This is a genomic window from Cytobacillus sp. QJM3NY_8 (assembly GCF_056173585.1).
Genome location: NZ_CM149681.1, coordinates 5,191,736 through 5,203,456, shown reverse-complemented (window position 1 = coordinate 5,203,456; position 11,721 = coordinate 5,191,736). Strand labels below are relative to the sequence as shown.

At 44.2% G+C, this 11,721-nt stretch carries 12 protein-coding genes; 2 read left to right on the top strand and 10 right to left on the bottom strand.

The window, feature by feature from the left end:
• Positions 1 to 112: 112 nt before the first annotated feature.
• The 7 genes from AC0VZ9_RS26445 to AC0VZ9_RS26415 all read right to left on the bottom strand — a co-directional run bounded on the left by AC0VZ9_RS26445 (position 113) and on the right by AC0VZ9_RS26415 (position 4,382).
• Entirely contained in the window at positions 113 to 250 is a 138-nt protein-coding gene (locus tag AC0VZ9_RS26445; protein WP_019380521.1) for a YvrJ family protein, read from the bottom strand.
• A gap of 69 nt (positions 251 to 319) precedes the next feature.
• A complete protein-coding gene (locus AC0VZ9_RS26440) occupies positions 320 to 538 on the bottom strand; it encodes a DUF2922 domain-containing protein (protein ID WP_009332391.1) in 219 nt (72 codons plus the stop codon).
• 40 nt (positions 539 to 578) lie between these two features.
• On the bottom strand, positions 579 to 797 hold the full coding sequence (locus tag AC0VZ9_RS26435) for a DUF1659 domain-containing protein (RefSeq protein WP_009332390.1): 219 nt from the start codon (positions 795 to 797) through the stop codon (positions 579 to 581).
• A gap of 285 nt (positions 798 to 1,082) precedes the next feature.
• Positions 1,083 to 1,568 (bottom strand): sigma-70 family RNA polymerase sigma factor, encoded by a 486-nt coding sequence (locus AC0VZ9_RS26430; RefSeq protein WP_019380522.1) that lies wholly within the window; start codon positions 1,566 to 1,568, stop codon positions 1,083 to 1,085.
• 192 nt (positions 1,569 to 1,760) lie between these two features.
• The gene (locus AC0VZ9_RS26425; protein ID WP_019380523.1) at positions 1,761 to 2,573 is read right to left on the bottom strand and encodes a hypothetical protein; all 813 of its coding nucleotides are present in this window, start codon (positions 2,571 to 2,573) and stop codon (positions 1,761 to 1,763) included.
• 94 nt (positions 2,574 to 2,667) lie between these two features.
• Positions 2,668 to 3,660 carry a DUF3231 family protein gene (locus AC0VZ9_RS26420; RefSeq protein ID WP_071158204.1) on the bottom strand — a complete coding sequence of 331 codons (993 nt, stop codon included), beginning with the start codon at positions 3,658 to 3,660 and terminating at the stop codon, positions 2,668 to 2,670.
• A 17-nt stretch (positions 3,661 to 3,677) separates the two neighbouring features.
• Positions 3,678 to 4,382: a DUF421 domain-containing protein gene (locus tag AC0VZ9_RS26415; protein ID WP_475396943.1), complete on the bottom strand. Its 705-nt coding sequence runs from the start codon at positions 4,380 to 4,382 to the stop codon at positions 3,678 to 3,680.
• Between the two features lie 166 nt (positions 4,383 to 4,548).
• On the opposite strand from AC0VZ9_RS26415, the gene AC0VZ9_RS26410 reads away from it, so the two are divergent.
• A complete protein-coding gene (locus tag AC0VZ9_RS26410) occupies positions 4,549 to 4,698 on the top strand; it encodes a hypothetical protein (RefSeq protein WP_019380526.1) in 150 nt (49 codons plus the stop codon).
• Positions 4,699 to 4,741: 43 nt separating this feature from the next.
• Here AC0VZ9_RS26410 and AC0VZ9_RS26405 read toward each other — a convergent pair whose 3' ends face one another.
• Positions 4,742 to 5,227 carry a hypothetical protein gene (locus AC0VZ9_RS26405; protein WP_251174345.1) on the bottom strand — a complete coding sequence of 162 codons (486 nt, stop codon included), beginning with the start codon at positions 5,225 to 5,227 and terminating at the stop codon, positions 4,742 to 4,744.
• A 185-nt stretch (positions 5,228 to 5,412) separates the two neighbouring features.
• Here AC0VZ9_RS26405 and AC0VZ9_RS26400 point away from each other — a divergent pair, with 185 nt between their 5' ends.
• Positions 5,413 to 7,107 carry a methyl-accepting chemotaxis protein gene (locus AC0VZ9_RS26400; RefSeq protein WP_251156346.1) on the top strand — a complete coding sequence of 565 codons (1,695 nt, stop codon included), beginning with the start codon at positions 5,413 to 5,415 and terminating at the stop codon, positions 7,105 to 7,107.
• A gap of 180 nt (positions 7,108 to 7,287) precedes the next feature.
• On the opposite strand, the gene AC0VZ9_RS26395 is transcribed toward AC0VZ9_RS26400, so the two are convergent.
• Together AC0VZ9_RS26395 and AC0VZ9_RS26390 are read right to left on the bottom strand one after the other, a co-directional pair.
• The gene (locus AC0VZ9_RS26395) at positions 7,288 to 11,043 is read right to left on the bottom strand and encodes a S8 family serine peptidase (RefSeq protein ID WP_475396942.1); all 3,756 of its coding nucleotides are present in this window, start codon (positions 11,041 to 11,043) and stop codon (positions 7,288 to 7,290) included.
• 424 nt (positions 11,044 to 11,467) lie between these two features.
• The gene (locus AC0VZ9_RS26390) at positions 11,468 to 11,674 is read right to left on the bottom strand and encodes a thioredoxin family protein (RefSeq protein WP_009332381.1); all 207 of its coding nucleotides are present in this window, start codon (positions 11,672 to 11,674) and stop codon (positions 11,468 to 11,470) included.
• Positions 11,675 to 11,721 lie beyond the last annotated feature (47 nt).

The window sequence follows — 11,721 nt, the reverse complement described above, 5'->3', positions numbered from 1 at the left end:
CCTGTCTAGCTTCAATGGGAAAGCATCCAGCAGTCTAAACACCGCACGATTCAGCTATTAGGAGGAGCGCCCAGCCCCATGAGGTGTCAGGGGGGCAGGCGCTTCCGCTTTTCTATTCTTTCAGCCTATCCGGCAATCCCTGGATTGAGGACACGACTACATCAAGCTTGGCTTCGATCCGGTTCAGCAGAAAAAGCGTGACCACAATCGGGAAGCCGAGTTCGCTGATCAATGTGACCATCTGTTCCATCATGCATGCTCCTTTCTTTTTTACAAGCTATAAAAAAGGCCGGGTTCCAAAGAATCCGGCCTCATTCCCTTACACTAATTCATAATCTGTTACATTGCGTTCTATTAATCTAGCGCCTTTGGCAGAAACAAGGTCACCGCCATTTCCGTCAAATGCGTTCACTGCAATGATCTGTTCCATCACTGCCTTCACAGCTGCCGGATCAATCGGCTCCTTTGGGCTGTCAACCGATAATTTGGTTTCCTTGCCCAGCTCCGTTTCAAACGTCATTTCAAGTGTCTTCGCCATTCCCTTTCACACCTCCCGAATTGGTTATTTTCAATAAGAATTAGCCTAAAATATCGAAGCTGTCATTTCTGTTCAGCTCAGTCAGCGGATAGCTTGATAATCCAGCGATTGCCTGTCCCACTGTGAAAAGCTGGTCCGCTGTAGCGGATTGCTTCACACTGTTGTAGGTTTTTGATTTGTAGACAGGCTTGCCCTGTCCGTTCAATCCTGTTTCAAAAACCAGGCGAAGCTTTGAATCAATGATGATTGCCTGTGCCATTCCTGCTCACCTCCCTTTCACCTTTATAATCGAAATGAAGGATGTAAAAAGACAGGGTGCGGAAAAAATTTTTTAACAAATCAGAAAGCCTAAAATTTTGATGCCGATAACTGTCTAGCTCCACAAGGAAAGCAACGACAGTCTAATCACCGCATGATTAAAAGCGTCAGCTTTTAGGAGGAGTGCCTACCCCTTGAGGAGGCCTGGCCCCCAGAATGAGGGTCATACAGACGTTGCCACAGGACGTGGCGTTCTTAGTCTGCGTTGGCGCATCTGCTTTTCTTATTAATCTAGCTGAAGTGTGGTCCTAAGTTTTGTGAGGGCGCCTTTTTTCCAGGCTTTTACCGCTGAAGCCGTTACTCCATGCTGTTCGGCGATCTGATTGACTGTCAAATCATAGAGGAAAGTCGATAGAACCCAGATGGTCTGATTTTTGGTGAGGCTGCTGCAGTATGAAAGCAGCTGCTCTTCTTCAAGTGGCTGATGTTTATAGGAAGATTCCGCTGAAGACCAGAATTCTTCACTCCGGGTGACAGTGCTGTTTTTCTGCATCCTGGTTTTTCTCAATTCATCAATCAGTTTCTGTTTAACGATGGTATAGGCGAATGTCAGAAACTTTCCCTGTGTATGATCAAATAGATACCACGCCTCCCAAAGCCGGATAAGGGCGATTTGAAAGTACTCTTCCTGGTTTTTATAAATGCTCAAAGATCGAATAATCTGGTGAATCATCGGTTCATATTGTGCTGCCACTTGCTCAAAGCTCTCCATGCTGGATTCCCTTCAGGAAAGCGCGCTCTCTTGTATTCCCGGGTAGCTCAAACATAGCTTTTTCATCATTTTTTTGCGAATTGGGTAAAAGCCGTAAATTGCCAGTTAAGACCCCTTAACTCGGGAGTTAGGGGGTCTAAGTCCGGACTTAGGGGGTCTAACTTGAAAGTTACGGGCAGTAACGAAGTTTTTTTATTTTTTATAAAAAAATTCCGCGAAAAAATCCTCTTCACGCGCTGAAAAGCCCATTTCGAATAATTCTTCGTAGTACTGCTCTTCAAATTTTCTTGTTAAAATTCCATAGAAATACGCGATAGGACGGGCGATTGTACAGGTTTTCATTTTCCGGATCAGCTGTTTAAAAGCATGGATAGCTGTGTCCAGCACCACGTTCAAATTTTGTTCACAATTGTGCTTGTAAGCGGCTATGGCTGTCATTCTCCAGAACTCTTCAATCTGCATTGCTTCCGGAATAAAGTAACGTGCAAGTTCTACAAATGCTTTTGGAACACGATCACTGGTAAAGGTGTAATCAAGTCCGGTTTTGGAACGATTAGTATTCTTTTGATTTTTATTAGTTTTAGAAAGATTGATAGTTTTATTAGGGTGGTCCATTTTTTTCTTTTTTGGTGGTTCACACTTGGGAAAACGATTAAATACATACAAATTGCTGGACTGGGATCCGTTTTTTCTTTCCGTTTCATGAACGGTAAAGAGACCGAGGCTTGCGGCCTTGGCTGTCATTCTTTTAAAAGTGGAGCGGGAAATGCCATTGCCGCAGTATTCCGCATGAATGGCTTTTAAAACGGTCCCGATCTTGGCATTGGAAACACCGGGAACCTTCGCGGCAAAACGAACAAGCCGTTTCAGCCCAAGAAGTTCTCCCTTCGAAAACTCATTCTTATGTACAGCAAGCCACATTTCCAGATGGGCATTAAATTCCTGCAGATCTTTAAATTGAGAAAACTGTCCAAATTGGTCCACACTTCCTGATTTAAGATTCATATCTTTGCACCGCCCTTTCATCTCTGATAATCGAAATGAAAGAGTGGAAAAGGCAGGGTGATTGGTAAAAAATGTGACAGAATGGTGAAAACTCTTACACCTGTCTCCCTGCTGGCTGTGGCGGCTGTTCGAGCCATTTTTGCTTTATGGCAATCAGCAGGCCTTTTCCGTAAAAGAGGGACATGTCTTTGGAAATGCTCAGCAGCTTTATGACAATATCGGATCTTAGGCTGGAGGTCAGTGCCTGGCTGATCATGGTGAAGCAGAAGATGCCGAGACAAGTATTTACAAAAAACAGCATGATCTTCTCGGAAAATGGAGGGGTGTCCACGTCAAAAATTTGATAATCTCCCGATGAGGACAGCGGAATATGTTCATTTTCCATAATGTCTCGGAGGGAAGATAACACTTTCTCAATCAAATCCCTTCCTTTGCTGAAATGGTCTTTCATTTCATTGCTTTCAGCAATAGTACTGAAGGTAACAAAGATCATTTTCGAGAATTGGGCTCTGTGAATAATTCTCGATATATTCGCTATTTCAGGAGCATTCAGCGGTCTGGAACCGCCCTTGAACCCATTGAGGTATTTAAGGCTGCGGGCAAAGTCGATCCGATCCTCCATCTTTAATTGCGGATGCTCTTGGTAAATGCCTTTAGATAACATCAAATCAACAATTTCATTCTGTATTTTTAACGTGAATTTAAGAGTAATCTCAAAATAATTCCGAATATCTTTACGGGTGCTTTCTGATAGGGCGCTTGGATATGTGCTCAATGAAAGCTGGGTGATATCATGGCAAAAAAATAAAATGAAATGATCTGAAAATAACTTCTGCCCATTGATCCTTACATCCTTTTCAGTGAAGCCGCGGGGAACGGAGAGATTCTCTTTACTGAAAAAATCCTGGAGCTGCTTAAGGTTTTTCTCGGATTGATGCAGCAGTCTTCCAGCAATCTTTTTAATTTTCCGATCCTCTGCAGTTTGAAAAAAATAAGTAAAAAATTGCAGCTCCATGCTGTTTTTTAAATACGATGACCAAATATTTGAGATTTCAGAAACCGTCAGCTCTTTAGAAAGCACTGTCATCACTCCTTTTAGCCAAATTAATGATATAAAAATACCTTCAAGGTTCCTTTGCTGTCTAAGGTAGCTAACAGAACATTATTAATTTCTGTCTGATAGAAACGTTCTAAATGGGCGATTAGCCATCTTTCATCCTTTTGCATGTTTTGCAGCTCTTTTTTATCCACTTTACCTTCCTTAATAATGGTTATAGGCATATCGAATGGTTCTGCATTTCTTTGCAGGAAAGCAGGTGTAATGGGTTCGTATTTGGGATCTAAAAAGAAGGAAATTCTCCCGCTTGCTTCCCATAGAGCCAGCGCTACCTTTTTTACATCTTCTACTTTTTTCTCCCGAAGTTCCTCCAGCAGCACATCAATAGAAATCCTTGCTTTGTTTAAGCCTTTGTATATGATTTCGCCACTCTGCACAATGATGATGGGCTTGCTGTTTACCAGTCTTCTGACTGCTGGCCATTTCAGGATACTGAATAAACTGATAAGGTAAAGGACCACGAGTACAATGGTTGTAACAATTGAACCCTTTAGTCCAAGCTCCTCATCTGATAAGGGATGGGCAATAATGTTGCCTATGACAAAAGCCATTACTAAGTCAAGGAGCCTTAATTGGGAAATAGCACGCTGCCCCAGCACTCTGACGACAATGACTAAGAAGAAATAAGCGATGACAGCCCTGAGTCCCCACTCCATAGCAGAAAGTGTGTGCTGACTCTGTAAAAAATCCATCTATGGCACATCCTTTAATGTAAAAAGTAAGCTTGCATAGTTCAGCTTTATACAAGTGTTTTCCTATCCAGCTGCAAATATTCAAAGGTGAGGAAGGTTTGTAAATTATTAACAGTACATATAAGGTTTGCCTTTTTGAAAAACTAAGCGAAAGGAGGTTATAAAAATGAAAAAACTCTTATTGATGCTTTTTCTATCTCTATCATTCGTAACGTTAACGGGCTGCGGAAACGATGAAAAGCCTGAGGAAGACGAACAGGTTGAAGATGTGGAAGAAGAGGATGAAATTGGTGACGGCGAAGTGGATGATGAGTAAGTGTTAGCTTGAAAAAAGGAGTGCCCATCCCGGGCACTCCTGTTCATGTAGAGGATAAACACAAAACAATGATCTTATAAGGTGTAGTCTGGGCAGGGATGCTTTTGGTAGACGGACCATAGATTACAACTAGGTCTCTGTTTGCGGGACTGCCGGTAAAGGCCTGCCCATTTGTCAGCACCATCTGGGTGTACGGAGAAACATTTAATTGCAGCTGGCCATCACTGCTGACTAGCTGGCTATTAAAATAGTCAGTTTTCACATTTTGGTGAGAAGTATGTTTTACGACCACTAGCGCACGGTATTGAGGAGGATATATCAGCGGAATAGGAGCATTGCCGTCATAATACCCGGTAATGATGTCACCTGCTGAAAGCATGGATTGATCTAAAACGTAAGTGGAGGAGGATACAATGAAATTGGCAGTTCCCCCCATTCCATTATCAACGGAAATGATTTTATGGCAGCCGTCTCCGTTAAAATCGGAGATCTGCGTAATGGTCCCGGTGAAATAGTGAAAATTGGTCATGTTCTTCCCCCGTTCTTATAAAATAAAGCCTCGGATTTAACCAATATATTAAAACAGCCTACTTTACGTTCCTTTGTAAATTTACAAAACATTACTTTTCATCCAATCTTTACATACAATTTACATTCGCTCTGTATAATTTCTTTTATAGGTCATTAGTATGATAATTTGGGGGTTTTGGATAAATGAAGAAACGGCTGAATAACTTTGCGGCAGCCTTCAGCCATAAGCTGAACCTGGGAACAAGATTATTGGCACTGTTTTTTACCCTGCTGCTGCTGTCGATAGCGGCAGTGGGAGTTAGTTCCTATCTTAAAACAAAGGACATGGCAATCAAAACAATTGAGGATAGATTGGCAAGAGAAGCGGAATTAATGGGATACATAGCGGAAAACTTAAAGTTTGTGTATGTCAGTGATGATTCGTACTTTAAGCAGCAGCTCGAGGCCAGTGTCCGTTCTCAGCAGAAAAAGCTGCAGGCAGATGGGATTGACTCTGATTTTTTCTATCTTTCAGATAACAAGATTACGCCTTTTAAGGTCAGCAGCAAGTCAGATGCCGCTTTTTCAAGGGGTACGATCAATGAGATCAGCACAATGAAAAATGGAGTCATACACATTGAGATGAACGGGACAGATTATACAGCGGCCTTTCAGGAGATGAAGGAAATTAGCGGCGTCTATGTAGTCCTCATCCCGGCAAAAGCGTATATGTCTGATGTGCATGCGATCGGGTATTTTATGATTGCAGCGATTGTGATCAGTTTATCGGCTGCTTCAGCCATTATTAGTCTTTTTGTAAGAAAAATAACGAAGCCTTTGAACTTATTAAGAAACACCATGCGGGAGGTTCGGGAAGGAAACCTGCAAAACACGCTTGAGATTCATACAGAAATTCCCGAAATGGTTTCTCTGCAGAAAAGTTATAACAGCATGATTGAACAAATGAGGAGCCTGCTGCGGGAGCTGACCGGCACAACGAAGGAGCTTGAGAGTACGGGCAATGAGCTGAAAGGATCATCCTTCAGCGCTCTTGAAAGCGGACAGCAGCTGGTATCAGCCATTCACCTCGTGAAAATGGGGGCAGAGCAAACCGCAGCCAGTTCTGAAAATAGTGCGTCCAGTTTTAAAGAAATGAAAGATAAGTTCGAAGACATGTTTTTACATATGCAAAGTGTAAACCGCAGCTCGGAGGTGATGAATGACTCTGCCAGGCGCGGCGGGAACAGCATCAGTGATCTGATCGCTGCCATTCATTCCTTTGGTTCAGAATTTGGAAAATTGACCCTGACAATAAAAGAGGTCAAAGACCATTCCTTAGCGATTACAAATCTTGTCGGAATGGTAAAGGGAATTGCTGAACAAACAAGGCTGTTATCCTTAAATGCGTCCATTGAGGCTGCCCGGGCAGGAGAGGCAGGGAAAGGCTTTGCCGTGGTCGCAGGAGAAGTCCGGAAACTGGCTGAGCAATCTGCAGGTGCCGCAGAAGATATCACTCGGGGAATAAGAAATATGGAGAATATAACACTCAGAGCTTCAGAGGAATTTGACCAGCTCCATACGGAGATAAAAGGCAATCTTGAAATGGCAGGCCAATCCAAAATATCATTGGACGAGCTGATGAAAGAGATTTCGAATGTAAGCGGAAAGCTCCAAACCATGCAAACGGAGCTGAAAGGCCTGGAAAAAACGCTTCCGCAGCTTGAACAGGGAGCTGAACAGTTCTCCTCTGTTTCACAGGAAACATTGGCCAGTGCAGAAGAGATGCTTGCTGCCAGCGTCATTCAAACAGGACAAATGGAGAAAACGGATAAAATCGGGATGAAACTCAACTCTCTGGCAAGGTCATTGTCTGAACTGACAAGCCATTATAGGGCATAGCAATTAGAAAAGCGTAAGGCGAGCTATAAAGGCCGCCGAATCCTCCAAAAGCTGCCCTGGAGAGTTGCGGAGTTAGGCGGTTAACTAATCTATTAAAAAAGTGAACCAGGCATTGGCTGCCTGGTTCACATCTGCTCTGTACGCAATCCGCTGCTTAACAAGAGGTTCATCATTTTTTCATTATTTTAATCCATAAGCCTTGATGATTTCCTGATTTACACGATTGCCTGCATCATCCCATGCACTGGCACGCAGGGAGACAGAGGTTCCCTTCTTATTTGGATGCTTGATTTCGGCGGACCAGCCATTGCCCTTAGAAACTAACTTTGCAGCTTCCCATGTCTTTCCTTCATCAAAAGACACCTCCAGGGCTGCTCCTTTTATTTGGCCGTTTTCCGGAGCATCGGTTATTTGAACAGCTGATAAATCAAGCTTAATCTTTTTACCGGCCATGGAGTTGCCTGACATGTCAGTGTCCACTTTATAATCAATTGAAATCAGCGGAAGAGCAGTCTGGAATTCTCCTTGCTTCTGTGACCAGAATGTCCACTCCGTATGTGTACGGACTGATGTGTTCCAGCGCTCTGCATCACGGGCAGCATCACTTACGAGTTTGTACTGGGTTTTTTCTTCCGGAAATTCATTAAATAAGTAGAGTGCCTGGCCCTTTCCTTCTTTAACCAGGTTATCCCCTTGATATAGCTTTAATGTCTGATCGCCAGGGTAATTCATGTCAGCTCCCGTATGTCCAGGTCCTGAGTCAGCCCAGGCAGGAACATTTAATATCAAATTATTGCCTGAACGGTATGGAGCCCAGAAACCATCACCAAAACGAGGACGGACGACTGGTGAAAACCATTCTTCATTCAACGTTTGACCCGGTTTGTAATCCACTTTTGGCTGTCTTACTTCCCACTGGGCATCGAGAACACCAGCCTGGTGGTACCATGATGTGCCTTTTTGTGCCGATACCCACTCTGTTCTGACAGACGGAAGTGACAGGGTCTGCAGGAAGCCTACTCCGGCAAAGCTGTGCGCCAGAATATCGTACCTGAACTCAGCACCCGGAGCAGGACGGTCTGATTTATATTCAGAGTTGATTTTAACAAGGTCCTTCGATTTCGGAGAATAGTTTACCTCTTTAGGCACTGCCTGATGATGCATGTCCACCAGGTCATATAAGTAATCCGAGTCAGGTGTACCCTCGACTTTTAAAGTCAATTTTCCAGACTTGGCAGCTGCGATCAGCTCTTTGCCTTCAGTGCTGCTGATGCCAGCAACCGGTAGAGGGCTGTTGGAAAGTGAAAAATCCTCATTTTCTATTCCTGCCCATTCACTAAGCTCCTGAGGTCCATCATTAACGGTAATCAATAGTTTTGCTCCTGCTGCTAACGCTGCTGCAGCACGTTCTGATCCTGTTAATTCATCACTGCGCTGCACAATTGCGGCTTTTCCTTTTACATCCAGATTTTCATAATCCTCTGGAGATCCATTTCCGGCATAGACAGCCTTCAAATTATACTTCCCATTCAGGAGAGTGCTGCCTGCCTGCGGGATATCATCCAATTCCTTTCCTTTGTAACCGATTGTCAGCATAGGTTCCGCCAGGCGCCAGCGCGTAGCCTGTGTGAATTCACCAACGTTAACTTTCTCTGTAGGTGCAGCGTACATTTTATCCACCAATACTGGCAAAATGTAAATGTCATTCACGTCGTTTCCATTTATGCTGCGGTAATATTCCATTTTCCGATAATTGGCTTCTGTCTCTTTTGGAACATCAACAGTAATCTCGTTGGCCTTGCGCGCATCCAGCATAACTGTCTGAGGTCCATCCAGGTTAATTTCCGGGTCGCCGACAAGTGCAACACCTGCATGATCTGTATCAGCATCAACGTCCATCATGGACATAACGGAATACGTTCCTTTCGGCAGCCGCAGCTCCTTCGTGCCTTCCACAGACATGAACTGAGGATCGCCAGTTGGTCCCAACAGGTAGAAGTATGCGGAGGCAGCTTCCCCATCCCGATCAACTGCCTTTATGGTAAGGGGATACCTTTCATCTTCTTTAATCATGCCTAAAGACGTATGGACAATCTTTTGGCCTTCTGCTGAAGCACTGATATGACCCTGATAACGGGAGCCAAAATCACCATTATTCGGGTCCAGTGTAACGGTGACCCCGGCAATTCCATTAGCTGGAACAGTCACTTTTTCTGATGAAAGCTTTACCATTCCGGCAGGAGCATCGGTGTCATGGCTATCTTTCATCGATATTGACAGATCCAATGTCACATCCTGGCCGCTATCGTTTGTATACGTAATGGTCTTCTCAGCAGGAACATCATTCTCATGAGGCCAGTCATAGAAGCCAAAGTCGAGGGAACCAGTGGCCCTTATATTACCAAGCACTGCAGCTTCAGCATCAAGACGGCCAGTTCCGCCTTCAAAAGGGCTAATGTCCTCCAGCTTCCTTGTGGTGCTCATCAGAGCTTCTTTAAGCTGTTCTCCGGTCCATTCAGGGTGGCGCTGGGAGAGAAGGGCTGCAGCTCCAGCAACATGAGGTGTTGCCATAGAGGTGCCATCCATGCTCATGTAAGAGCCGCTTCCCTGGTTCGTATATTGAGAACGTGCAGCCATGATTCCTACTCCAGGAGCAGTGAGATCAGGCTTTAATCCTGAGCTTCCAAAGCTAGGCCCTTTAGACGAGAACCAGGCAAGATTGTCGGACTTGTCTACGGCGCCAACAGTAAGAGCATCGTCAGCAGCTCCTGGTGATCCGATTCCTTCACTGCCAGTGTTCCCGGCAGCAATAACAAACAGGGAACCTGTTTCTTTACTAAGATTGTTTACAGCTTGAGCCATTGGATCCGTTCCATCGCTTGGTTCAGAACTGCCCAGGCTCATATTAACGATTTTGGCATTTTCAGCAGCCCATTCCATTCCATCAATAATCCATGAATCCTGGCCAAAGCCTTCATTACTCAGGACTTTTCCTACAAGAAGACGTGAGCCTGGAGCCACACCCTGATACCGTCCTTCGGAGGCTTCCCCGGTCCCAAGCACTGTGGAAGCCACGTGTGTCCCATGTGCATGCATATCGGTTACTTCTTCTCCTGGAACGAAGCTCACTGCCTCATCCAATTGGCCTGCAATGTCCGGATGCTCTGGATCAATTCCGGTATCAAGAACAGCCACCTTTACGCCTGTTCCATCATAGCCGGATTCCCAAGCTGAAGGGGCTCCAATCTGAGGGACACTTTGTTCAAGAGAAGCTTCGACACGGCCATCCAGCCAGATTTTTTCAATCCCTGGAGCCAGTGCGGCTTTAGATTTCTTGGGGGTTTTGTTTGCTTTAGTAATTTCTTTCCAGAATCCCTTTGTTTCTTTCTTATCAGCTGTGACTGCTACACTATCTATGCTTTCAAGTACATGGGTTTTCTTTGAGCCTTTTGGGATTGGATGAGCAACAGCTGAACGGCCTTTGGATTCGGAATATTGAATGATGACCGGCAATTCCTTTTGATTCTCATCATCATAGCCGTCTTTAATTAAAGCCGTAATATTGAACAAATCCTGGTCCAAAAATCCGGAAGCCAGATATGGCATAGCCTGATCAGGAATGACATACGTTTCTTTGTTGGCTGTCAAAATACGTGCTCCACTTGCGGAGGGATCCGCTGGTTCAACATGAATGATATTCTTTCCATCTTCAAATTCGGTTACGGTTACGACATCACCCGTGATAAGGGTGATGTCATGCTTGCCTTTACTGGCTTTTGCATTCATCCCTTGCAGATCAGTTATTGCCGCTTTGCCATCTGCGCCTTTTAGAATGCCTTTCCCTGAATCATCAGCCGCAGCCTGCAGGGGCGGAACAGCCAGCATAGCAGCAGCCATGGCAGCTGTTAAATGCTTTTTAAACCTGAAATCTCCCATTCGTGCCCATTCTCCTCTTCAAAAGTATAGTGGTTCACCCTTAAAGCAGCTGGGAAAGCACCCCTATTAAACTGCTTTAAATAATCAAACAACAACCTCTTACAACTTGATTCATAGTTCATAAGGTTCTATTGAAAAGTATAAGGAAGAAAGAACATTCTGTTAATTGGGGAAATTAAAAGGCAATTTAAGTGTTAATTCTGGGCTAAAAGAATTAGATTTTGATAAATTGATGGTTGATTGGGAGTGTCTGTAGGTATTTATGACAATAAAATTTGGGGTTATTTAATAGGGGAAGATAATAATACTGCAAATCTATTAATTTTAATAATCGCATCCTTGTGCTTATGTAATGCTGATTTTTAATAACCATCAGCTGGAATAGTCAACAAGGACCGGCGGAAAAGCACCGTCAGTCCTTGTTTTATACATCAAAAACACCCTCATAGATCCTCTTCAAATCATCTCGAAGCTTCTCGACCGGTATGAATCGCGCCTCTCTCAGAACTTCTCTTCCATCCAGATATAAGGCAATCACAGGCACTGTAAAAGCCATGAGGAACCCGGCTATCTCAGGGACCTTTCCTGCATTCACAGACCGGGATTCTATACGGGGATAATCCTTCAACACTTCCTCAACCTGAGGAAGCAGGCCATGACAGACGCTTCAGCTGTCAG

Coding starts and splice junctions, on each gene's coding strand:
- AC0VZ9_RS26445 (WP_019380521.1), bottom strand. CDS start 250: ATGGAACAGATGGTCACATTGATCAGCGAACTCGGCTTCCCGATTGTG.
- AC0VZ9_RS26440 (WP_009332391.1), bottom strand. CDS start 538: ATGGCGAAGACACTTGAAATGACGTTTGAAACGGAGCTGGGCAAGGAA.
- AC0VZ9_RS26435 (WP_009332390.1), bottom strand. CDS start 797: ATGGCACAGGCAATCATCATTGATTCAAAGCTTCGCCTGGTTTTTGAA.
- AC0VZ9_RS26430 (WP_019380522.1), bottom strand. CDS start 1,568: ATGGAGAGCTTTGAGCAAGTGGCAGCACAATATGAACCGATGATTCAC.
- AC0VZ9_RS26425 (WP_019380523.1), bottom strand. CDS start 2,573: ATGAATCTTAAATCAGGAAGTGTGGACCAATTTGGACAGTTTTCTCAA.
- AC0VZ9_RS26420 (WP_071158204.1), bottom strand. CDS start 3,660: ATGACAGTGCTTTCTAAAGAGCTGACGGTTTCTGAAATCTCAAATATT.
- AC0VZ9_RS26415 (WP_475396943.1), bottom strand. CDS start 4,382: ATGGATTTTTTACAGAGTCAGCACACACTTTCTGCTATGGAGTGGGGA.
- AC0VZ9_RS26410 (WP_019380526.1), top strand. CDS start 4,549: ATGAAAAAACTCTTATTGATGCTTTTTCTATCTCTATCATTCGTAACG.
- AC0VZ9_RS26405 (WP_251174345.1), bottom strand. CDS start 5,227: ATGACCAATTTTCACTATTTCACCGGGACCATTACGCAGATCTCCGAT.
- AC0VZ9_RS26400 (WP_251156346.1), top strand. CDS start 5,413: ATGAAGAAACGGCTGAATAACTTTGCGGCAGCCTTCAGCCATAAGCTG.
- AC0VZ9_RS26395 (WP_475396942.1), bottom strand. CDS start 11,043: ATGGGAGATTTCAGGTTTAAAAAGCATTTAACAGCTGCCATGGCTGCT.